Origin of the sequence: Streptomyces vulcanius, from assembly GCF_042653945.1 — a bacterium.
In the GTDB taxonomy this organism is placed as follows: Bacteria; Actinomycetota; Actinomycetes; order Streptomycetales; family Streptomycetaceae; genus Streptomyces; species Streptomyces mangrovi.
The window spans coordinates 372,663-393,858 of the sequence record NZ_JBHSFK010000004.1; the positions used below are offsets into that span (position 1 = coordinate 372,663).

Consider the following 21,196-nt stretch of genomic DNA (forward strand, 5'->3'; position numbering starts at 1 on the left):
CGGTCAACGCTTTTCGCCTCCTCGGTCGCGGACCATCTCCCTCAGCCGGCAAAACACCCGGCCGTCGGCGATGCCGTCGTGTTCGTACTCGTTGGTCACCCAGGTCTGCGCGTTGCCGACCCGGGTCAGGGTGTCGCGCTGCAGACCGGCGTCGACGAACACGTCGTCGGCGTACACGGCGGCGGCCAGCGGGACGTCGTTGGCCGCGAGCCGGGCCAGGTCGTAGAGCGGGCTCCAGACCCTCTGCTCGGCGAGCTCGGCCATGGCGGGCGCGAACGGCCGCAGTGCCCGGATCTCCTCGAACATCCACGGAAACGTCATCTCCGAGGTGAACAGCAGCGGCCGGCGGTCCTCGGCGAACTCCGGCCGCCGGTCCCGTTCGCGCTGGGCCGACCAGTGGAAGGGACCGTTCGCGCCGTCGCCGTAAATCGACTCCTGGAGGGTCCAGAACAGCGGGTTCCCCGTGTTCGACGTCTTGACCAGCACCGTCTCCAGAAACTGGCCGTCCAGTCGGCCGTCACGGCGGACAGCCTCGGAGACCAGCCAGTGCAGGCGCTGGTGGCCGGCTCCGAAGCCGAGGTCCCCGCCCAGGGTCTGGAACCGGCGCACCGACAGCGGCGAGCCGTCGGGCAGCGTCATGTCACCGGCGGCGAGCCGGTCGGCGATCGCCGCCACTGCGGCGACGTCCTGTGGGTAGCGCCGGTAGAAGTCGGCGGTCTTGCCGGCCACCCGGTCGAACGTGCGCCGGTAGACCTCGTCCGGATCGGGCGGTGTGCCGGGGATTCCGCCGCAGACGTAGCAGGCGGTCAGTGCCTCGGGGGCGTGCGACAAGTAGGTCAGGGTGATCCACCCGCCGAAGCTCTGCCCGAGGGTGGCCCACCGCTTGCCGTCGTAACACAGGGTCCGGACGTGTTCGAGGTCGCGCACGATCGAGTCGGCCCGGAAGTGCAGCAGGTGGTCCGCGGCCGCACGGGCGTCGGGGAAACCTGCGATGTCGGTGCCGTCGACCGGGGTGCTGCGCCCGGTGCCGCGCTGGTCGACCAGAACGACCCGGTAGTGCGACAGGGCCTCGGGCAGCCAGCCTCCCACCGGGGCAGGCCGGGGGTTGGCGCCGCCGGGGCCGCCCTGCAGATAGGTCAGCAACGGCAGGTCGTCGTGACGTCGGTCCGGGTCGGTGAACTCCCGCACGAACAGTTCGATGCTCTCGCCGCCGGGATCGGACCAGTCCAGTGGCGCGGCGACGGTGAACTCGCGGACCCAGGCACCGGGCAGGGGGTACTCCACCAGGTTCATGCGGGGGCGCCGGTCCCGTTGCGTCGGCGCGCGTCCCACTCGGGGCGGATCCGCGGTACGGCGGCCAGCAGTTTGCGGGTGTACTCGTGCCGCGGGTCGTCGAAGACCGCGTCCCGCTCGCCGGCCTCCACCACGCGGCCGGCCGTCATCACCGCGACGCTGGTGGCGATCTGCCGGACCACGGCGAGGTCGTGGGCGATGAACAGGCAGCCGAAGCCCTCGTCGCGCTGCAGTTCGCGCAACAGGTTGATGATCTGCGCCTGCACCGAGACGTCGAGCGCCGAGACCGCCTCGTCGCAGACGAGCACGCGCGGGCTCACGGCGAGCGCGCGGGCGATGCCGATCCGCTGTGCCTGCCCGCCGGAGAACTGCGCGGGATGGCGACCGACGTGATCGGGGTTGAGCCCCACCCGTTCCATGAGCGCGCGGGCGACGGTCCGGGTGCCTCCGGGAATCGGCCGTTTCTGGTAGCGCAGGGGCGCGGTGACGATCCGCTCGACGGTGTGCCGGGGGTTGAGCGACGAGAACGGATCCTGGAACACGACCTGTACCTGGCGGCGTACCTCCAGCAGATCGGGCCCGTGCAGGGCGGTGATGTCGTGGCCGTCGAGGTGGACGGTGCCCGAGGTGACGTCGATCAGCCGGGCGGCGAGCCGCGCGGTGGTCGACTTGCCCGACCCGGACTCCCCCACCAGTGCGAGGGTCTTGCCGGCGTGCAGATCGAAGGAGACGGTGTCGACGGCGGTGAACCTGCGCGCGGGGCGCAGCAGTCCGGCCGTACCCGCGATGGGGAATTCCTTGACCAGGTCCCGGGCCCTCAGCAAGGGTTCGGAGCTCATGTGTCGCCTCCCAGGGTCTGCAGTTCGCCGATCTCGTCGTCGATCCGTGGGACCGCGTCGAGCAGCGCCCGGGTGTACGGATGCCGCGGGTCGCAGAAGATCTGCTCGGCGGTGCCGGACTCGACCACCTTGCCGTGCCGCATGACGATCAGCGTGTCGGTGACCTCGCTCACCACGGCGAGGTCGTGGGTGATGAGGATGAGCGCGGCACCGGTGTCGCGGCGTACCTCGGCAAGCAGGTCGAGGATCTGGGCCTGGACGGTGACGTCGAGCGCGGTGGTCGGCTCATCGGCGATGATCAGGCTGGGCTCGGTGCTGAGCGCCATCGCGATCATCACGCGCTGGCGCATGCCACCGGAGAACTGGTGCGGGTATTCGTCGACGCGGCGGGCCGCGTCGCGGATGTGCACGCGTTCCATCGCCTCGATCGCCGCACTGCGGGCCGCTCGGCGGCTGACGCCGGTCCGGTGCGACCGGTAGGCCTCGGCGATCTGGGTGCCCACCGTGTAGTACGGGTTCAGTGAGGAGAGCGGGTCCTGGAACACCATCGCGATCCGGTCGCCGCGAACGGCTCGCATCCCGCGTTCGTTCAGCGTGGTGAGCTCGCGGCCGTCGAACTCGATGCTGCCGGCGCGGGTGGCGCCCTTCGGGAGCAGCCCCATGATCGCGAGGCTGGTCATCGACTTGCCCGAGCCGGACTCGCCGACGATGCCCAGCGCGCCGCCGGGTGGCACGGCGAAGTCGATGGCGTCGACCACCGGCACGTCGTGGAAGGCGACGGTCAGATCGCGGACACGCAGCAGGTCGCTCATGACGCCGCTCCCACTCTGACCCGCGGGTCGATCGCCGAGTACACCAGGTCGACGCCCATGTTGCCGACGACGACGAAGAACGCCGCGAGCAACGTCACCGCCATGATCACCGGCTGGTCGTTCTTGGTGATGGAGTCCGCCGCGAGTTTGCCGACGCCGTTGATTCCGAAGACCGTCTCGGTGATCAGCGCGCCGCCGAGCAGGCCGGCGAAGTCCATGCCCGCGATCGTGACGATCGGGGTCAGCGCCGGCCGCAGGGCGTGCCGCCGCCACACCAGGTCGGGTCGCAGGCCCTTGGCTCTCGCGGTCCGCACGAAGTTCTCGCCCAGGGTGTCGATGACGTTGGCCCGGGTGAGCCGGGTGTACGAGGAGGCGTAGCCGATCGCCAGCACCGTCCACGGCATGATGAAGTTGAGGAACCACTGCCCCGGGTCGTCGGCGAACTGCACGGCTTGCGGGAACGGCAGCCACCGCAGCCACACCACGAGCACGTACTGCAGCGCGAGGGCGAGCACATAGTTCGGGATCGCCATGCCGCCCAGGGTGAGCCCGGTGATGAACCGGTCGGTGAACCTCCCTTCGCGTACGGCGCTGAGCAGCCCGCCGAGCACGCCCATGAACAGCCAGAGCACGGCCGCGCCGAGGGCGACCACCGCGGTCACCGGCAGCCGCTGCACGACCATGTCGGTGACGAACTGCGAGGTCTGGAACGAGTAGCCGAGGCAGGGTGCCGGGCAGTGCACCGTGGACGGGCCGCTGCCGTAGTCGCGGCCCAGGAACAGCCCTTGCAGGAAGTGCAGGAACTGGGTCAGGAACGGGTCGGTCAGGCCGAGGTTGGCGCGGATCTGGTCGATGCGCTCCGGGGTGCAGTTCTTGCCGCAGATCTGCACGGCCGGGTCCGGCGACAGGGCGAAGAAGATGATGTAGGTGAACAGGCAGACCAGGAACAGCACCAGCAGCATGCCCAGCACGCGGTGCACGACGTAGCGGGTCATGAGCGGCCTCCCGGCTCGGCGGCGGTCCGGATGTGGTCGCCGAGGACCATGAAGGACAGCACCAGCAGTGCCAGGAAGGTGCCAGGCACCAGGAAGTACGTGGGGACCACCGCGTACCAGTTCACCGAACTCGAGATCATCTGTCCCCAGGACGGCGTGGGCGGCACCAGGCCGACGCCGAGGAAGGACAGCCCGGCCTCGGTACCGATGTAACCGGGTACCGCCATGGTCACCATGACCAGGATGGTCGAGCGCAGGTTGGGCAGGATCTCGGTGAACACGATGGCGGTGCGGGAGGCGCCGGACGCGCGGGCCGCCTCGACGAACTCACGCTCCTTGAGCGACATGGTCTGTCCTCGCACGATCCGGGCCAGGTACGGCCAGCCGAACAGCGAGATCACCATGACCAGCAGGTACTGCCGGTCGTCCGCGGGCAGCACGGACAGCACGGCGATCATGAAGATGAGCGCGGGAAACGCCATCAGGAACTCCATGACCCGCGAGATCAGCATGTCGATCCGGCCGCCGAAGTAACCGGCCAGCAGGCCGAACACCATCCCGAGCACCGTGGTGAGCAGCGTCGCGCCGAAGGCGATGAGCATCGAGGAGCGTGCGCCGTACACGATCCGGGCGAAGACGTCCCGGCCGCTGCCGGGCTCGACACCGAGCCAGTGCGATCCGGAGATGCCGCCCCAGGACCCGGCGGGCATGCCGCCGAGGTCGGGGTCGATGGCGCTCTGGTCGAACTCGTACGGGTCCCAGCCGCTGACCCGGACGATGAGAGGTGCGAACACCGCCATGAGGACGATCAGTGCGATGTAGCCGAGGCAGGCCACGGCCACCGGGTCGCGCAGCAGGGCACGGACGACGTGCCGACGAGGGTCGGAGGTGGTGGCGGCGGTGCCCGGTTCGGACACCGCCGGCGCCGTCGGACCGGTTGACGAGAGCGTCATGTCAGCCCTTCGCCGGGTCCTTGAGACCGATGATCCCGTAGTCGACATCGCCGCTGGGCGCGATCACCCCGGCCACGTTGGTGCCCGGCAGGTAGATGCGGTTCTCGACGTTCAGCGGAACGAAGGGAGCCAGCGCCATGATCTTCTTGTCCAGCTCGCCCCAGGCCCTGTTCGCCGCTGCCAGGTCGGTCATCGCGCCGATCCGGTCGATCTCGGCGTTGACGGCGTCGTCGTCGAGCTGGGCGAGGTTCTGGTTGCCCTTGGGAGTGATGTGCCTGCCGTCGAACAGCGGCGGCAGGAACGTCGACGCGCTCGACGCCCAGTCCGGGCACCAGCCGGTGAGCGCCGCGTCGTGCTGCTGCGACGGCGTGCCGATCGTCTCGTAGTAGGTCGACGCGTCGATCACGTTCAGCGCGACCTTGATACCGGCCCGCTTGAGCGCCTGCTGAATCGCCTCGCCCTTGCGCTGCTCGGTCTCGTTCGCGCGTACGTCCAGGGTCATCGTGAAGCCGTTCGGATGGCCCGCCTCGGTGAGCAGTTGCCTGGCCTTGGCCGCGTCACCGGCGTTGTTCGCGCTCGGATACGGGTCGTAGTCGACGTGCCCGGACACCGTCGGCGGCAGAAGGCTGTTGGAGATCGTCGCGAACTGCCGGCCGCCGGTGGCGTTGAGCACCGAGCTCTTGTCCACCGCGTAGTTGATGGCCTGGCGCACCTTCAGATCGTTGAGCGGCTTCTTCGTCGTGTTGAGACCCAGGTACGAGAGACAGGTCGACGGCGCCTTGACCGTCCGTACCTTGAGCTGCGGCGTCTGCAGGCGGGCAATGGTGGATGTCTGCACACTGCCGGAGATCGCGTTGATGTCGGCACCCTGGCCGGCGATGAGACGCTCGTCGATGGTGGCGCCCTCGACGCCGATGGTGAAGCGCCACGCGTCGGGGTAGGCCTTGCGGGCCGTGTCGCCCTTCGCGTCCCAGTGCGGGTTGCGCTTGAGCTGGATCAGGCTGCCCGGGACGAATTTTTCCACGTCGTACGGACCGGAGGCGACGACGTCTTTGATGAACGAGTCGCCCGCGCCGGTGCCGACCGGGAACGGGGTGCCGCTCGGCTGGGACAGCGCCGCGTCGAACTCGGGGAAGGGGGCTTTGAGGTGGAAGACGATCGTCCGGTCGTCCGGCGTCTCGATCGTCGGCAGCTCGCCCGAGCGGTACGGCCCCTGGTAGCCCTTCGGGGCATCGATCAGATTCTTCAGGTACGGCGAGCCGATGCCGATCTCCGGGTCCCAGCTGCGGCTGATGCCGAACTTGACGTCCTTGGACGTGATCGGCGCGCCGGTGTCGAACTTGATCCCGGCCTTGAGCTTGTAGGTCCAGATCAGACCGTCGTCGGAGACCTTGCCCAGGCTCTCCGCGAGGTCGGGGACCATCGCGTTGGGGTCCTTGGCGTCGTTGGGGGCCTTGGTGATCAGCTGACGGTATATCAGGCGGTAGAACGCGTTGACGCCGCCGTCCCAGCCGCGGGACGGGTCGAGATAGGAGAAGTTGGCCGACTGCAGGACCTGCACGGTCCCGCCCTTGACCGCAGCCCCGCCGCCCCCTCCGCCGGTGGCTGCGGGTGAGGAGCCGCCACCGGTGCATGCCGTAAGGGCCAGTGCGCCGGCCGCCAGTCCAGCGAGCGCCGCTGAAGACGAGGTTCTCCTCAAGGGGTCCTACCTTCCGGTCGGGTGCGGGCAGCCCGGCCGTCCGGATGAGCGGGACGGGTGACGGGCCGGCGGACCAACGACTTTGTGCGGAAACAGTGGGCAGATGCGCTGCGAGTCCGGTAGGCCGGCGGGCAGAGCAGCCACAAACCGGTCCCACGGAGTGATCGGGGTCACTGCGATCCCGATCACTTGAGGAGACAGTAATATGTGACACCTCTCAGGAGAAGGGTTCCTGCGAGAATTTACCGCGCCGAAATTCCAGTTCGCGGGCATGCGCAGAGAGCCCGCCCGGCTCGGCCGGGCGGGCTCTTCACATCGGTGTCTCAGTCCTCCGAGCGGCCGTTCCACCACCCGAGCACGTGTCCGATGTGGGCGGTGAGCAGCGTTTCCGCACCCCGCCCGTCACGCGCCTCCAGCAGGTCCACCAGGCTGTGGTGCTCGGCGGCCGAACGGGCCAGCTCGGCTGAACCGATCATGTCGGCCAGGCCCACCATGCGGGTCTGCTGCCGCAGATCCTTCACCATCGCGACCAGCCGGCGGTTGCCGTGCAGCTCCAGCAGCCGCAGGTGAAAGGCCATGTCGGCGGCGAGGTAGGCCGCCAGATCGGCCGCGGCAGCCGAGTCGACGATCGCCTGGGCCCTGCTCCGCAGGTCGGCGATGGCCTCCGGTTGCAGCGCCCGCGCGATCTCCCGCATCGGCGGGGCCTCCAGCAGCTGGCGCAGCCGCACGATCTCCCAGAGGTCCTGCTCGCTGACCTCGGTGATCCGGAAGCCCTTGTTGCGCACCACGTCGACGAATCCGCGTTCCTGCAGGTTGAGCAGCGCCTCGCGGACCGGGGTGGCAGAGATCCCGAAACGTGTGGCCAGCGTCGGCGCGGTGACCAGGGCACCCGGGGCCAGTTCGCCCGAGACGATGGCCGCGGCCACCGCGTCCTCCACTGTGCCGCGCAGGCTCGCCCGCGCCGACACCGGGCCGATGGTTGATGAACTCATCCGCGCCGTCCTCCCACGACTAAAGTGTCACATCCCGCCAATCGTCGGGGACGCAGTGCTGAGTATCGCACTCGCCGGTCTTCGCAGGTGCGGGGGTGACATCGACGGTGGTGTGCCCCGATGTGTCTCCGGCCGTCGGAGGGCGAAAGCGTCGTCGACGCCCAGCGTCTTGGTGCGATCTCGGCGGTAGGCCGGGACAGTCCGGGATGCTACGCCTTGACCACCACGGGAAGCCCGAGGCCGAAGCCGAGACCGTGTCCCGCCGAGCACGCCGAGCCACGCCGAACGCGAACGGGACGCTGCCCACCGCGAAGACCGGCACCGGCCCGACCGGAACGGTCGTGCGCCGTAACCCCGGCCGGGGGCCCATGATCCGGTCCGGGTCGGCGGACTCGACGTGGACCAGCACGACCTCACCCGAGCGCGGCCCGGCGGCTCGGAGCCGCGCGACCGTCCGCCCTTCCCCCTCAGAACTCGAAACCGGCCGGGTAGGGATCGGTCGGGTCCAGCATGTACTGGCCGATCCCGGTCACCCAGGCCCGGCCGGTGATGGTCGGCAGCACCGCGGGCAGGCCGCCGACCGTGGTCTCTCCCACCAGCCGGCCGGTGAACCGGCTGCCGATGAACGACTCGTTGACGAAGTCCTGGTGCAACGCCAGCTCGCCGCGTGCGTGCAGCTCGGCCATCCGCGCCGACGTGCCGGTTCCGCAGGGTGATCGGTCGAACCATCCCGGGTGGATGGCCATGGCGTGCCGCGAGTGCGCGGCGTCCGAGCCGGGCGCGATGAACTCCACGTGGTGGCAATGGTCGACACCGTCGATCCGCGGGTGTTTGGGCGGCGCCGACGTGTTGATCGCGTCCATGATCGCCAGCCCGGCGCTCAGAATCTCGTCCTTGCGTGCGCGGTCGAACGGCAGCCTCACGTCGTCGAGGTCCACCATGGCGTAGAAGTTCCCGCCGAACGCCAGGCTGTACCTGACCGCGCCGAGGCTGGGCACCTCTATGGTCTCGTCGAGCCGGTCGCAGTACGCGGGCACGTTCTCCAGCGTGACGCTCTCGGCGTGTCCGTCCTTGACCGCGACGTTGGCCACCACCAGCCCGGCCGGGGTGTCCAGCCGGATGCTGGTCACCGGCTCGACGACCTCGACCATCCCGGTCTCGACCAGCACCGTGGCCACCCCGATCGTGCCGTGCCCGCACATCGGCAGGCACCCGGACACCTCGATGTACAGCACGCCGAAATCCGCGTCGGGGCGGGTCGGCGGCTGCAGAATGGCGCCGCTCATCGCCGAATGGCCTCGCGGCTCGTTCACCAGCAGTCGCCGTACGTGGTCGAGGTGCTCGACGAAGTACAGCCGCCGCTCGTTCATGGTGGCGCCGGGGATCACCCCGACACCACCGGTCACGACCCGGGTCGGCATGCCCTCGGTGTGCGAGTCGACAGCGGAGAACAGCCGCGACGTGCGCATCTCAGACCGCCACGGCGCGGCGCGCCTCGAGCGCGGCGATGGCCCGTCCCATGTCGGCGCGCACCTGGGCGTCGTGCTCGGCGGAGAGCGGGCCGCGCGGCGGGCGGCACGGGCCGCCGTACCGGCCGACCATCTCCATGCAGAGCTTGATGGCCTGCACGAACTCGGTGCGCGAGTCCCACCGGAACACCGCGACGAGGTGCTTGTAGAGCTCCCGGGCCTGCTCGAAGCGCCCGGCCAGCATGTGGTCGTAGATCGCCACCGACTCGGCCGGGAAGGTGTTGGGGAAGCCGGCGAACCAGCCGACCGCCCCGTCGGCCATCAGCTCGAACAGCACGTCGTCGGCACCGGCCACGACGTCGATGTCGCACCGCTCGGCGATCTCGAACATCCGGCGCACGTCCCCGCTGAATTCCTTGATCGCGGTCACGTTGGGCAGCTGGGCGATCTCGGCCACCAGGTCGGGGACGAGGTCGACCTTGGTGTCGATCGGGTTGTTGTAGATCATGATCGGCAGCCCGACCTCGTCGATCTTCGTGTAGTGCTCGACGACCTGCTCGCGGCTGGCCCGGTACATCGTCGGCGGCAGCGCCAGCACGCCGTCGGCGCCGTCCTCGGCGGCCAGTTCGGCCCAGTGCCGGGCCTGATGCCAGCCGGGCCCGTGCACCCCGGCGACCACGACGCCGCGCCCGCCGACCGCCTCGACAGCAACCTGGACGACCTTGCGACGCTCCATGTCGGTCAGCGCGGAGTACTCGCCGAGCGATCCATTCGGACCGACGCCGTGGCAGCCCTCGCTGATGAGCCAGTCGCAGTGCTCCGCGTAACGGTCGTAGTCGACCTCCAGCCCGGAGGGGGCTGAGGGGTTCTCCTTGAAGGGCAGCGCGGTGGCGACGATCACCCCGCGCAGGTCGGTCGGTGCGGAACTCATGGGACGTCCTCTCGGTTGCTGGTCCTGGTCGAAGCGGCGAGCTCGCCCAGGCGTACGGGGATCGCGATCGGTCGGTGGGCGGTACGGCCCGGATCGAGCAGGCCAGGCCCGTTCGAACCGGTGAGCATCTCCTCGACCGTGCGGCCGCAGGTGCGGCCCTGGCACAGGCCCAGGCCGGCCCGGGTGGTCAGTTTGAGCGAGCGCAGCCCGCGGGATCCGGTCAGTTCCGCGGCCTGGCGCAGGGCACCCACGGTGACGTCCTCGCAGCGGCAGACCACGGTGTCGTCGTCCACCCAGGCGCGCCAGCCAGGGCGGATGCCATGCGCGGCGGCGAGCCGCGCGGCGAAATTCCGGAAGACCGCCCGGTCGCGGACCGCGCCTGGTGCGGGCACACCCCCGGCGGCGACGGTCCCGGCGATCTCGCCCTCTGCCAGGGCCAGGTCGACGCCGCCGATGCCGGTCAGCTCTCCGGCGGTCAGAACCCCGGGCACCGACGTACGCTGCCGCTCGTCGACGGTGACCGCGCCGTCCTCGTCCACCGCGCAGCCGGCCGCCGTGGCGAGCTCGGTGCGCGGGACGAAGCCATGACTCACGCAGACGGCGTCGACCTCGATCCGTCGTCCGGTGCCGGGGATCGGCGTCCAGTCCCGGGTCAGGCGCGCCACGGTAACCGCCTCCACGCGATCGAGGCCGTGCGCCGCGACGACTGCCGCCCCGGTCCGGTACGGAATGCGGCGGGCGGCCAACTGGCGGACGTACCCGGCCAGCTCACCGGCCTTGCGTCGAGCCGCGAGCAGTTGCCACGGCCGGGTTGCCCAGCCTCCGGCGAGCTGCGCCGGGCCGGCCGCCTCGACCACACCCGCGACCTCGACGCCGATCCGCAGCAGGCTGGAGACCACGGGCAGCAGGAACGGCCCGGCACCGGCCACCAGGACGCGGCGGCCGACGGCCACCCGCTCGCCCTTGGCCAGCGCCTGCGCCGCCCCGGCGGTGTAGACCCCGGGCAGGTCCCAGCCGGGGAACGGCAGGGTGCGCTCGTGCGCCCCGGTCGCGAGCACCAGGGCCGCCGGATCGAAGGTACGTGGCTCGCGCCCCTGCCCGTCCGGCGCGCCGACGAACACGTGCACCAGCGGCGGGGCGCCGTCACGCCGGTCGACCGACCAGACGTGCGCGCCGGTCACGACCTCGCAGCCTTCGTCGCGCAGCAGTTCGTCGCGCATCGCGACGAAGCGGTCCCAGCCGTGATGCCACAGCCGCTCGCTCGTGTCGGCACGCCCGCCCGGCAGATGCCGCCAGTACTGCCCGCCGACGTCGTCGCCGGCTTCGAGCAGCACGACACGGGCGCGGTGGCGGCGAGCGGCAAGCGCCGCGGCCATCCCGGCCGGTCCGCCGCCCACGACGAGCACCTCAGTCACGATCGTCCTCCTGCAGGTCGACCTTGTCGCCATCCGCGGCCCGCCGCTGGCAGGCCCGCACGTCGCGCAGGCCGTTGACGGTCACCAGGCAGTCGAAGCAGGCGCCGATCCCGCAGAAGACACCACGGGGGCGGCCGGTGCGCGTACGCCGCCAGGCCACCCGCCCGTCAGCCAGCAGCAGCCCGGCGATGCTCTGCCCGGCCAGGCCGGCGATCCGGTCACCATCGACTTCGATATGTATCCCCGTCATCGAGCGGCCCCTTCGAGGTGCGGCAGCAGGGTGGGACGGTCCAGGCGGAACTCGGCAGCCAGCGGATCGGCGGCACCGTCCAGGAGTTGGTCGCGCAGCAGCTCGGCGGTGGCCAGACTCAGGCCGATCCCGGCGCCCTCGTGCCCGGTCGCATGCCACAGACCGGGCAGCCGCGGGTCCGCACCGATCACCGGCAGGTGGTCGGGGACGAACGGCCGGAACCCTCCGTACGCGCGCATCGCCTGCGCGTCGGCCAAGAAGGGGAACAGCAGAAGCGCCTTGGCGGCCAGCGCGGCGAGCACCCGAGCCTCGATCCGCTCGTCGAAGCCGCGTCGTTCCCGGGAGGAGCCGATCAGGACGGTCCCGCCGGCGGTCGACTCGACCACGCTGGAGACCTGCAGGTCGGCCGAGCCCGAGCCGACCGCGCCCACGTAGTCGGCGTCGTACACCTTGTGCCGTACCCGGACCGGCATCCGCGAGGTGACCAGCACCGTGCCACGACGCGGACGCACCGGGAGAGGAACGCCGAGCCGCTCGGCGACCAGGCCGGACCAGGGTCCGGCGGCGATCACGACGGCGTCGGCGGGCAGGGTTCCGGAAACGACCTGTACGCCGACAAGCCGGCCCGCCGACAGCACCGGCCCCGTCACCTCGACGCCCTGGTGTACGCGCGCGCCGTGGCGTCGGGCCGCGGCCAGCAGCGCCTCGGTTGCGGCCACCGGCTGCACCTGCAGGTCCTCGGGGTAGAACACCGCGGCGGTGCTGTGCGGTGTCAGGTCGGGCTCAAGCTCATGAGCCCGGGCGTCGTCCACCGTCTCGGCCAGCACTCCGGCACGCCGCTGGGTGTCTGCGAACGTCCGCAGAGCCTTCGCGCCGGCCTCGGTCGTGGCGACCACCAGGCCGCCCTTGCGTTCCAGTTCGAGGCCGGGAAATCCGGCGGGGAGCTCCTCGCGCAGCTCGTCCTCGATCCGCGCCCAGGCGGCGAGCGAACGCTGCGCCAGGCGCAGCTCGGAACCGGGTTCCTTGTCGGAGACGAGCAGATTGCCCTCACCGCCGGCAGAGGTGCCCCCGGCCGTAGGGCCACGGTCGACAACGGTCACGTCGCAGCCGGCACGGACCAGGGCACGGGCTGTCGCCGCGCCGACGATGCCGGCGCCCACGACGACGACCCTAAGAGGAGTGGACACGACAGTACTATGTCACATGTCCCGTAGCGATAGGGGCTCCCTCCACCGGCTGAGGAAGGGGCGCCGGGCAGGGAGGACTCAGGAAGTGGGCAGCCGGAGGCGCATGCTGCCGTCCTGCCGGTTGGCCCACGTGCAGCAGGGGATGGTGGTGAGTTCGACGAAGTCGCCGTCGGTTCCGAGGGCGACGCCGTCGGCGGAGATCTGCGGCCACCAGCGCGTGGCTGTGCTGAGCCGTCGGTGTCCGGCGGCCACCGGCCTTGGGGACCAACGGAACAGCCACTAGCGCTAAGCACTTGATCTTGGTCATTTAGCACACACGATCGGCTCGTCGGGGGTGTTCGGCAGAAGATCCACGTTCGCTCGCCGCGGCTGGTTACGTCCGCGATATGCCCGTGGAATTTTTGACTGATGAGCAGGCCACCGCGTTCGGATCGTTCGCGGATGAGCCGACGAGACCTGAGCTGGAACGGTTCTTCTTCCTCGATGACGAGGACCGGAAGTTGATCGCGAAGCGGCGTGGTGACCAAAATCGCCTCGGCTTCGCTCTCCAGATGTGCACGGTGAGGTACATCGGGCTGTTCCTGGAGGACCCCTTAGCCGTGCCGTGGCCGGTGGTGGAGCACCTGGCCGCGCAGTTGGAGATCGAGGATACCTCCCAGATCAAGCGGTACACCGAGCGGCAGATGACGGCGTACGAGCACGCGTGGGAGATACGCGAGGCGTACGGCTACTACCAAGTACGAGGACCACGGTCAGGGCCCGGAAGTTCCGGTCGTTCCTGCACGGGCGGGCATGGACGGCGCACGCCGAGGGGCCGAAGGCCCTGTTCGATCATTCGGTGGGCTGGCTGCGCCGCAACCGCGTGCTGCTGCCTGGGGTGAGCGTGCTGGCCCGGGAGGTCGCCGAGGTCTGCAGAATCGCGGAGGAACGGCTGCACGCCACGGTCGCCAAGGAGGTCCGGCGGGCGGACGCGGCGCTGCCCGGGGACCTGGTGGCCACGCTGAAGACGCCGGAGGGCAAGCGGTATTCGGAGCTGGAGCGGAGGCGCCGGCCGCCAACGAGGACCACGGGCACCGCGATGAAGGGCGCTTTGCAGCGGGTCGAGGACATCGCCGCCTTCCAGCTGGGGCGGGTGAAGCTGGACAAGATTCCGCCGAACCGGCTGTCCGCGCTGGCCCGGTATGGGCTGGGCACGAAGGCGGCGAAGCTGGAGAGGTCCTCGGAGCCCAAGCGCACGGCGATGCTCACCGCGGTGATGCGCCACCTGGAGGCCAAGGCGATCGACGACGCCCTGGACCTGTTCGAGATCCTGATGGCCACCCGGTTGATCAGTGCCGCGAAGCGGTCCACGGACAAGCAGCGCCTGTCGACCCTGCCGCAGTTGGAGAAGGCGTCGCGGCTGGTGGCGAGGGCGGCGGCGGTGTTCATCGAGGAGCTCATCGAGCAGACCGGCTGTGATGTCGGCGTGGCCGCTCTGTGGGCGGCGCTGGAGGAGGTCGCACCGCGGGCCGCGCTGTCCAGTGCGGCGGTCGCGGTGGTGAGCCTGGTGCCGGAGGACGACAACACGGCCGAGACCGCGCTGCGGAGCGCGCTGGCGCTGCGCTACAACACGGTCAAGCCGTTCCTGTCCTTGCTGGGTGAGTCGAAGGCGCTGGACGCTGCGCCTGCCGGCAGGCGGATTCTGACCGGGGTGCAGCGGCTCCCGGCGCTGGCGCGGAGGAAGGTGGTCGAGAAGCCACTGCTGCCGCGTGAGGTCGACGAGAAGCTGGTTCCGTCGTATTGGCGCAAGGCGGTGTACGCGAACACGGACCTGCCGCAGGGGGCGGTGGACCGTGATGCGTACGTGGTGTGCGTGCTGGAACAGCTCTTCGGGGCGCTCAGGCGCCGTGACGTCTTCGCCTCTCCCTCGCACCGGTGGTCCGACCCGCGCGCCCGCCTGCTGGCGGGCAAGGGGTGGGAGGCGGTGCGCGAGGACGTCCTGGCGGGCCTGAGCCTGGACGAGGACGCGGAGCGGCACCTTCGGGAACTGGTCGATGAGCTGGACGCGACGTGGAAGCAGATGGCTGAGCGGCTGGAGGAGGCCGGCCCGGACGCGAAGATCAGCATCGAGGTGCAGCCGAACGGGCGGGCGAAGTTGAACGTGGAGAAGCTCCACGCGCTCGGTGAGCCGAAGTCGCTGAAGTGGCTGCGCGAGCGCGTCGAGAAGATGCTTCCGAAGATCGACCTGCCGGACCTGTTGTTCGAGGTGCACGGCTGGACCGGGTTCCTGGACGCCTTCGTGCACCTGGGCGACGGCAAGACGCGCATGAAGGACCTGACGACGTCGATGGTCGCGCTGCTGGTCTCGGAGGCGTGCAACATCGGCATGACGCCGGTCATCAACCCGGGCTACGAGGCACTGACCCGGTCCCGGCTGGTCCACGCCGACCAGTACTACCTGCGCAGCGACACCATCGCTATGGCCAACGCTGCCCTCATTGAGGCCCAGGGGCGGGTGCCGATCGTGCAGTTCTGGGGCCAAGGGCCTGCTGGCCTCGGTCGACGGCCTGCGCTTCGTCGTGCCCACGCGGACGATCAACGCCGCACCCTCGCCGAAGTACTTCGCGAAGAAGAAGGGCACCACGTGGCTGAACGCGATCAATGACCAGGTGATCGGTATCGGGCAGATGGTGGTGCCCGGCACGCCGCGTGACTCCCTGTTCATCCTGGACGCGCTGCTGAACCTGGACGGCGGGGTGAAGCCGGAGATGGTCGCCACCGACAACGCCTCGTACTCCGACATGGTGTTCGGCATCTTCAAGATGCTCGGCTACCGGTTCTCCCCGCGGTTCAAGAACCTTCAAGACCAGCGGTTCTGGAAGGCCCAGATGCCCGGCGCCGAGAACACCGGCGGGTACGGGCCGCTGGAGGCCATCGCCCGCAACAAGGTGAACGTGAAGAAGGTGATCACGCACTGGCCGGACATGCTGCGGGTGGCCGGCTCCCTGGTCACCAACCAAGCGAGGGCGTACGACCTGCTGCGGATGTTCGGGCGTGAGGGCCACCCGACCCCGCTGGGGCAGGCGTTCGCCGAGTACGGGCGGATCGCCAAGACCCAGCACCTGCTCGCCGTCGTCGACCCCATGGACGACACCTACCGGCGCCAGATGCACAAGCAGCTCACCGTTCAGGAGTCCCGGCACAAGCTGGCCCGCGAGATCTGCCACGGCAAGAAGGGCACCATCCACCAGGCATACCGGGACGGGATGGAAGATCAGTTGGGCTCGCTGGGTCTCGTTCTGAATGCCGTGGTGCTCTGGACGACGAGGTACATCGACGCCGCCGTCGCCCAGCTCCGCGCCGAGGGGCATGAGATCCGCGACGAGGACGTGGCGCGGCTGTCCCCTCTCAAGCACAAGAATCTGAATGTCCTGGGCCGCTACAGCTTCACCGCCTCCCAGCCGGTCGACGGCCTGCGCCCGCTGCGCGATCCGGAGGCCGTCGATCTCGACGACGATGACGACGGCCAGGACGAGTGAGTCCGGCATGTGGGGCGGTTTCGGCATCATGAGGGCCATGGACGACGTCGAGCTCACCGAGGACGAGATCAACGACCTGCTCAGCGGCGATGACCAGGGAGCCGGGTGGGACGAGGAGGACGGCTACGAGTGGGTGAGCTGATCACCGCACCGACAGTGCCCCGTCCAGTTCGCCGGCGCTGATCGCGTCCTCGTCGGGGGCCGGGGCCTCGAAGCGGTCGAAGAAGTCGTCCAGCGCCCCCGGGGGGGGACGGTGAGCGCTGGGAACCTCACCCGCGATGACACAACGAACTGATACACCCCCGGCGTGGGACGAGCGTACTCAGCTGGCCACCTTTCTGGATTACACCCGTGGCACTCTTGGCACCTTCAGCTGGTTGTCCGTGGGACCTGTTCCAGCCAATTCCAGAGGGCGCGTTCGCGGTCGGTGTCGTAGGACTCGGTGGATGACGCCGCGGCCTTCTTCCGGTGGATGTAGGCACCGGTCGCGGCAGGGATGACGCTGAGGATGGCGTCGGCGAGTTTCTTGCCCGCGGGGACCGGGGTATCCACGAGGGGTGTGACCGTGAGCAGCGGGATGATTCTGCTCATCAGGAAGGGAAGGGCTCCGCCGGTTTCGCGTGCGAGCCCGGTTCCGACCACGAGGCTGGGGTTGTAAGAGACGATGTCGATGCCATCGGGCAATCGTCGGGCCCATTCGTGGACCAGGTGAACGCCGCCGAGTTTGCTCGTCACGTAAGCACGACGGCCGGCTCGGACATTCCCGGAACGGTCGAATGCTCCGGGTCGGGAGATCTCCGGGATGGCCCAACGGGGTGCGGGCATGGTCCCCCCGGTGTGCCGCAAATCACCGAAGTGGGCGTCGCTGACCGTGACGACGATGCGTGCCGGCGCCTGAACATGGGGGTGTAGTTGCCTGAGAAGCTGGTGGGTTGACATGACGTTCACGGCAAAGGTCCTCTCGTATCCGTCGACCGTGGTCTGCAACGCGTTGGAGAGGTGGACACCCGCGTTGAAGACGAGGCCCCGCAGCGGAGGCAACTCGCCAGAATCAAGAAGGTCTTCCAGCTGCGCGCCGGCAGCGGAGACGCTCGCCTTGCTCGACAGATCGATGTCGACGGTCGAGACGTGCGGAGAGATTTCCCGCAGGCTCGGTAGCACCTCGGCGGCAGAGGAGCCTCGTCCAAGAACCACAAGGTGGGTATCGGGGCTGCGTCCGAGGACGTCTCGCGCGGCTTCCAGGCCGATCCCCCGAGTGGCCCCGGTCATGATCAGGGTTCGGTTCGCTGCGGTCATGTGTCGGTCTCCTGGGTGAGATCGTGCGAGTGCTGGTGTGCGTCGACGTATGCGTTCTCCGCCGCCATCGACACTGACGGAGTGTTCGATGATCAGGGAGACTTCGTCGAGCCTGGTATCCGCAGGGCCACGCACCCGGCCTGGCGCCTGCCACTGGTGAGGGACAATGAAGTCATGGTGGGAGATGAGCAGTCAGGTCTCGGCGAGTATCTACGCCACCATCGCTCGGAAATGACACCCCGAGATCGACCCGGGGCGTCCCCTCTGTCTCATAGGCGTGTGCCGGGCCTGCGACGCCAGGAGCTCGCTGACGTCGCGGGCATCTCGGTCGAGTACTACACCCGTCTCGAACAGGGGCGCGCGTCCCGCCCTTCGCGGGAGATCCTCACCGCACTGGCGCGGGCCTTCCGGCTCTCGAACGCCGAGCGGGATCACTTGTTCCGGCTCGCCGACGAGCGACCTCCGCAGCCGCGAGCACCAGCCGCGGAAATCCGACCGGGGCTCCAGCAACTGCTCAACAGCCTGGACGACACCATGCCGGTCACCATTCACGACGGCCGGCTCGACATGCTGGCGTTCAACGTTGCCGCGGCGGATCTGCTTGGGCCCATCTTCGACGACGGACCTTACGGCCACAACATCGTCTACCAAACCTTCACGTCGGCGGGACTCCGCGAGGTGCTCGGGAACGAGGGAGCAGAGCAACTGTCCCGAGTGTCCGCCGCCGAACTTCGCAAAGCACTCAGTCTCTACCCGGAAGATGAGCATCTTCGTTCTCTGTTTCGCGAGCTGTCGACGAGCAGTCCCGAGTTCAGCCGCCACTGGGCCCGAGGAGAGATCGGAACATGGAGGTCCGCGATGAAGCGCGTCAACCATCCGACGAGAGGTCTACTCGCGTTCGACAGCGAGATGCTGCACGACCCCGAGAACGACCACTGGGTCATGCTCTTCACGCCCCGCCACGCATGATCTATCGAAGTGCGCGCAAGTCTGTGCAGGTGGCAGCAGGTAGCCCCGCGGCAGGGCAGCCAGCCAGGTACCGGCGGGGCTCACCGGTGTCCGTCCGACCGAGGACCTGCTCCGCGGGCTGCTGAACATCGTGCGCATCGGGAGCGAGTGCACCGTGTGCGGCACGGCCTGCCCGTGGAAGACCCGGCGCAGGAAGTCGGGCAGCGTGCTCGGCCCGCCCCTCCGCCAGGACCGGCCGTCGAAGCGGATCAGGCCCTCCACGACGACCAGGGGGCTGCCGCCCGCGACACGGGCCACCCGTACGGAGGGGACGGCGCCCAGCCACGGGGGCCGTGGGCGGTCGCTGAACCAGCAGGCCGCGACGCCGTGCTGGCGCATCCGCTCGGCCCGGGCCGCGATGTCCGTGTCCGTGATGGGCGACAGCTGGGCCTCCAGCGCGATCCGCCAGGAGCCGTTCGGGGCGGAGGCCAGCACGTCGGCCCGCCAGGACCCGTCCGGTGCCCGTACCTCCAACTCGGCGTGGGCGTCCGCGTCGCGCGCGGCCCAGGCGAGTTCGAGCTTGAGGAGGTGGTGGGCCTCCGATTCCCCCTCGCGCGCGATCTCGCAGTCCGGGGCGTGCGGGGCGTGGGCGAAGAACCGCATCCCCGCCCGGGAGGTCTTCGCGTACATCGGGTGCCGGCACTCCACGCAGGTGATCGGCGCGGGCGGCTTCACCTTCCATACTGCTCCCCACGCCTGCCCGCAGCCGAGATCCGGCAGATGTGCGAAGACGGTCCCCCAACTCGCGTGCACAGCCCGAAACGCCATCGGTCCCCCTCATGGTCGATACTCAGCGAAGAGTGTGCAGGCGACCACTGACAGTCGGCGCTGGCAGAATCGGACGGACTCCCGCTCTCCGCCGGAAAATTCGACGACCGGCCACTCAGGGCCATGGGTCTCACGGAGCGTCACTCTCATAAATGGTCATTTGTGAGAGTTCTGCGACAGACCCCGGAGTGATCGCGTTCCCGCAGGTCGCCGTTCGCAAAAGTCCTCTCGAAACCGACGCGTTGTGCGAGGCGGTTCTGAGAGGCTGCTGCCATGGATCTCACGCCCGATCAGGCAGCATTGGCGGTAGAACGTCACAACTGCCCGAACTGTGACGCGCCCGCCGGGAGCGCCTGCCGCACCCGGGGCGGGAAGACCGCCGCGAAGTACCACACCCCGCGCTTCGTCCTCGTCCCCGCGCTCCGCGAGGAACTGGAGATCCCCGTCCCCGCCGACCGGCTCCCCGGCCGCGCGTGGAAGCAGGGCCCCGCACTCGCCGTCGTGCCCGCGCCCCGCACCGAGCGACCGGTACGGATCGGGTACGCGAGGACATCGACCGCCCGGCAAGAGCTGGCGAGCCAGCTCGAAGCCCTTCACCGGGCGGAGTGCCACAAGGTCTTCAAGGAACAGATCAGCACCCGCGTCAAGGTGCGGCCCGAACTGGAGGCCGCCCTCGCACTGGCCCACGAGTTCAAGGAGGCCGCGCCGGAGACGTCCGTCATCCTCACGGTGCATGAGCTCAAGCGTCTGGCCAGGAACGCGGCCGAGCTGATGACGCTGTCCGCCGAGCTCCAGGCCGGGGACATCCAGCTCGAACTCCTCACCGGGCCGCTCACCGGGATCTACGACCCCAACGGCATGGGCGCGATGTTCTTCGCCGTGCTCGCCGTCGCCGGGCAGATCGAGCGCAACTACATCCGGGAGAAGACCCTCGAAGGCCAGGTCACCGCAGCGGCCAAGGGCAACCACGGCGGACGGCCAAAGGTCATCGACGACGACATGCTGACCTTCGCCGTCGCTCTGAAGGACAAGGGCGTCCCAGTCCCCGAGATCGCCAAGAAGCTCACCATCAAGGTCGGGAAGAACGCGGGGAGGCACCCCTCGGTCGCCTCGCTCTACCGGGCGCTGGCCGAAGCCGAGGGCACTGCGGTGGACGACGGATTGCCGCTGCGGCCCAAGCCCGCCCGTATCCGCCGGGCCGAGGACCCGCTCGCCGCCGAGGAGATCGACTTGCGCGATCGGCTCCAATTCCAGCCCCACCCGAACGCCGAGATGCGGTAGAGCGTCCTATCTGCCTTCCAAGAGTCGGCAGCGCGTTCGGCAGCCTCAGCGGTGGTCAGCCTCCGACGGGCCGTCGGCCGGTCCCGCCGACGCTTGAAACGGGCCACCCAGCCCACCGCACACGGGAATTCTGCTCATCACTCATAGAGCAAGATCATCCCATGGCCCCTTTTTAGGCTCACCTCGGCGGCCCAGGGAACAAGATCAAGTGCTTAGCGCTAATGGCTGTTCCGTTGGTCCCCAAGGCCGGCCACGACGGTGGTGATGCCGCCGAGCAGGTCCGGGCGGTGCTGCACGGCGAGCGGTCGTGTGGTGTCGATGACGATGTCGTCCAGACCGCCGCCGGGGTGGGCGGTCCGCTCCAGGCAGTACACGAGCGGTCCGCGCTCGATGGCCACGCAACCGCGCACGGCGTCCACTCGGGGGTCCGCGGCGGTGAAACGGGGTTCGAGGACGACCTGGTCGCCCGGGGGTCCGGTCATGCTCCAGC

General features: G+C 69.4%; 18 protein-coding genes and 2 pseudogenes. 4 read left to right on the plus strand and 16 right to left on the minus strand.

All coding sequences use genetic code 11. The annotated features are described in order from the left end of the window. Positions 1-3: 3 nt before the first annotated feature. The 13 genes from ACFPIH_RS08620 to ACFPIH_RS08680 form a co-directional block, all read right to left on the minus strand. On the minus strand, positions 4-1,293 hold the full coding sequence (locus ACFPIH_RS08620) for an alpha/beta fold hydrolase (RefSeq protein WP_381169872.1): 1,290 nt from the start codon (positions 1,291-1,293) through the stop codon (positions 4-6). Then, a complete protein-coding gene (locus ACFPIH_RS08625; protein ID WP_381169874.1) occupies positions 1,290-2,132 on the minus strand; it encodes an ATP-binding cassette domain-containing protein in 843 nt (280 codons plus the stop codon). The genes ACFPIH_RS08620 and ACFPIH_RS08625 overlap by 4 nt, the downstream gene beginning before the upstream one ends. Beyond that, positions 2,129-2,944 carry an ABC transporter ATP-binding protein gene (locus ACFPIH_RS08630; RefSeq protein WP_381169876.1) on the minus strand — a complete coding sequence of 272 codons (816 nt, stop codon included), beginning with the start codon at positions 2,942-2,944 and terminating at the stop codon, positions 2,129-2,131. Before ACFPIH_RS08630 ends, ACFPIH_RS08625 begins: the two co-directional genes overlap by 4 nt. Further along, entirely contained in the window at positions 2,941-3,939 is a 999-nt protein-coding gene (locus tag ACFPIH_RS08635; RefSeq protein ID WP_381169878.1) for an ABC transporter permease, read from the minus strand. The genes ACFPIH_RS08630 and ACFPIH_RS08635 overlap by 4 nt, the downstream gene beginning before the upstream one ends. Then, entirely contained in the window at positions 3,936-4,892 is a 957-nt protein-coding gene (locus tag ACFPIH_RS08640) for an ABC transporter permease (protein ID WP_381169880.1), read from the minus strand. The genes ACFPIH_RS08635 and ACFPIH_RS08640 overlap by 4 nt, the downstream gene beginning before the upstream one ends. Before the next feature lies 1 nt (position 4,893). Further along, on the minus strand, positions 4,894-6,453 hold the full coding sequence (locus ACFPIH_RS08645; protein ID WP_381169882.1) for an ABC transporter substrate-binding protein: 1,560 nt from the start codon (positions 6,451-6,453) through the stop codon (positions 4,894-4,896). A 461-nt stretch (positions 6,454-6,914) separates the two neighbouring features. Continuing rightward, on the minus strand, positions 6,915-7,583 hold the full coding sequence (locus ACFPIH_RS08650) for a GntR family transcriptional regulator (RefSeq protein WP_381169885.1): 669 nt from the start codon (positions 7,581-7,583) through the stop codon (positions 6,915-6,917). A 467-nt stretch (positions 7,584-8,050) separates the two neighbouring features. After that, positions 8,051-9,052 (minus strand): proline racemase family protein, encoded by a 1,002-nt coding sequence (locus tag ACFPIH_RS08655; RefSeq protein ID WP_381169887.1) that lies wholly within the window; start codon positions 9,050-9,052, stop codon positions 8,051-8,053. Between the two features lies 1 nt (position 9,053). After that, complete coding sequence (locus ACFPIH_RS08660; RefSeq protein ID WP_381169890.1) at positions 9,054-9,983, minus strand: dihydrodipicolinate synthase family protein; 930 nt, start codon at positions 9,981-9,983, stop codon at positions 9,054-9,056. Then, positions 9,980-11,398: an FAD/NAD(P)-dependent oxidoreductase gene (locus tag ACFPIH_RS08665; protein WP_381169893.1), complete on the minus strand. Its 1,419-nt coding sequence runs from the start codon at positions 11,396-11,398 to the stop codon at positions 9,980-9,982. The genes ACFPIH_RS08660 and ACFPIH_RS08665 overlap by 4 nt, the downstream gene beginning before the upstream one ends. Then, positions 11,391-11,648, minus strand: coding sequence for a 2Fe-2S iron-sulfur cluster-binding protein (locus ACFPIH_RS08670; protein WP_075028107.1), 258 nt, complete (start codon positions 11,646-11,648; stop codon positions 11,391-11,393). The genes ACFPIH_RS08665 and ACFPIH_RS08670 overlap by 8 nt, the downstream gene beginning before the upstream one ends. After that, positions 11,645-12,835 carry an NAD(P)/FAD-dependent oxidoreductase gene (locus tag ACFPIH_RS08675; protein ID WP_381169896.1) on the minus strand — a complete coding sequence of 397 codons (1,191 nt, stop codon included), beginning with the start codon at positions 12,833-12,835 and terminating at the stop codon, positions 11,645-11,647. Before ACFPIH_RS08675 ends, ACFPIH_RS08670 begins: the two co-directional genes overlap by 4 nt. 78 nt (positions 12,836-12,913) lie before the next feature. Next, on the minus strand, positions 12,914-13,087 hold the full coding sequence (locus ACFPIH_RS08680; protein WP_381169898.1) for a hypothetical protein: 174 nt from the start codon (positions 13,085-13,087) through the stop codon (positions 12,914-12,916). Between the two features lie 134 nt (positions 13,088-13,221). Here ACFPIH_RS08680 and ACFPIH_RS08685 point away from each other — a divergent pair. Both ACFPIH_RS08685 and ACFPIH_RS08690 read left to right on the plus strand, forming a co-directional pair. Further along, positions 13,222-16,353 (plus strand): annotated as a pseudogene (locus ACFPIH_RS08685) (Tn3 family transposase). Between the two features lie 278 nt (positions 16,354-16,631). After that, positions 16,632-16,712, plus strand: a pseudogene (locus ACFPIH_RS08690) (mini-circle protein); the annotation flags it as partial. Between the two features lie 10 nt (positions 16,713-16,722). Here the strand turns inward: ACFPIH_RS08690 and ACFPIH_RS08695 are convergent. Next, the gene (locus ACFPIH_RS08695; RefSeq protein ID WP_381169900.1) at positions 16,723-17,649 is read right to left on the minus strand and encodes an SDR family NAD(P)-dependent oxidoreductase; all 927 of its coding nucleotides are present in this window, start codon (positions 17,647-17,649) and stop codon (positions 16,723-16,725) included. A gap of 174 nt (positions 17,650-17,823) precedes the next feature. On the opposite strand from ACFPIH_RS08695, the gene ACFPIH_RS08700 reads away from it, so the two are divergent. Next, positions 17,824-18,618, plus strand: coding sequence for a helix-turn-helix domain-containing protein (locus tag ACFPIH_RS08700; protein ID WP_381169984.1), 795 nt, complete (start codon positions 17,824-17,826; stop codon positions 18,616-18,618). On the opposite strand, the gene ACFPIH_RS08705 is transcribed toward ACFPIH_RS08700, so the two are convergent. Next, a complete protein-coding gene (locus tag ACFPIH_RS08705; protein ID WP_381169902.1) occupies positions 18,538-19,425 on the minus strand; it encodes a competence protein CoiA family protein in 888 nt (295 codons plus the stop codon). The genes ACFPIH_RS08700 and ACFPIH_RS08705 overlap by 81 nt on opposite strands. 273 nt (positions 19,426-19,698) lie before the next feature. On the opposite strand from ACFPIH_RS08705, the gene ACFPIH_RS08710 reads away from it, so the two are divergent. Continuing rightward, positions 19,699-20,706 carry a recombinase family protein gene (locus tag ACFPIH_RS08710; protein ID WP_381169904.1) on the plus strand — a complete coding sequence of 336 codons (1,008 nt, stop codon included), beginning with the start codon at positions 19,699-19,701 and terminating at the stop codon, positions 20,704-20,706. 218 nt (positions 20,707-20,924) lie between these two features. On the opposite strand, the gene ACFPIH_RS08715 is transcribed toward ACFPIH_RS08710, so the two are convergent. Then, on the minus strand, positions 20,925-21,188 hold the full coding sequence (locus tag ACFPIH_RS08715; RefSeq protein ID WP_381169906.1) for a hypothetical protein: 264 nt from the start codon (positions 21,186-21,188) through the stop codon (positions 20,925-20,927). Positions 21,189-21,196 lie beyond the last annotated feature (8 nt).

What these genes read in the sequence shown, in the direction of transcription:
- ACFPIH_RS08620 (WP_381169872.1), bottom strand. Translation starts at nt 1,293, where the DNA reads ATGAACCTGGTGGAGTACCCCCTGCCCGGTGCCTGGGTCCGCGAGTTC.
- ACFPIH_RS08625 (WP_381169874.1), bottom strand. Translation starts at nt 2,132, where the DNA reads ATGAGCTCCGAACCCTTGCTGAGGGCCCGGGACCTGGTCAAGGAATTC.
- ACFPIH_RS08630 (WP_381169876.1), bottom strand. Translation starts at nt 2,944, where the DNA reads ATGAGCGACCTGCTGCGTGTCCGCGATCTGACCGTCGCCTTCCACGAC.
- ACFPIH_RS08635 (WP_381169878.1), bottom strand. Translation starts at nt 3,939, where the DNA reads ATGACCCGCTACGTCGTGCACCGCGTGCTGGGCATGCTGCTGGTGCTG.
- ACFPIH_RS08640 (WP_381169880.1), bottom strand. Translation starts at nt 4,892, where the DNA reads ATGACGCTCTCGTCAACCGGTCCGACGGCGCCGGCGGTGTCCGAACCG.
- ACFPIH_RS08650 (WP_381169885.1), bottom strand. Translation starts at nt 7,583, where the DNA reads ATGAGTTCATCAACCATCGGCCCGGTGTCGGCGCGGGCGAGCCTGCGC.
- ACFPIH_RS08655 (WP_381169887.1), bottom strand. Translation starts at nt 9,052, where the DNA reads ATGCGCACGTCGCGGCTGTTCTCCGCTGTCGACTCGCACACCGAGGGC.
- ACFPIH_RS08660 (WP_381169890.1), bottom strand. Translation starts at nt 9,983, where the DNA reads ATGAGTTCCGCACCGACCGACCTGCGCGGGGTGATCGTCGCCACCGCG.
- ACFPIH_RS08670 (WP_075028107.1), bottom strand. Translation starts at nt 11,648, where the DNA reads ATGACGGGGATACATATCGAAGTCGATGGTGACCGGATCGCCGGCCTG.
- ACFPIH_RS08695 (WP_381169900.1), bottom strand. Translation starts at nt 17,649, where the DNA reads ATGACCGCAGCGAACCGAACCCTGATCATGACCGGGGCCACTCGGGGG.
- ACFPIH_RS08700 (WP_381169984.1), top strand. Translation starts at nt 17,824, where the DNA reads ATGGTGGGAGATGAGCAGTCAGGTCTCGGCGAGTATCTACGCCACCAT.
- ACFPIH_RS08705 (WP_381169902.1), bottom strand. Translation starts at nt 19,425, where the DNA reads ATGGCGTTTCGGGCTGTGCACGCGAGTTGGGGGACCGTCTTCGCACAT.
- ACFPIH_RS08710 (WP_381169904.1), top strand. Translation starts at nt 19,699, where the DNA reads ATGGATCTCACGCCCGATCAGGCAGCATTGGCGGTAGAACGTCACAAC.
- ACFPIH_RS08715 (WP_381169906.1), bottom strand. Translation starts at nt 21,188, where the DNA reads ATGACCGGACCCCCGGGCGACCAGGTCGTCCTCGAACCCCGTTTCACC.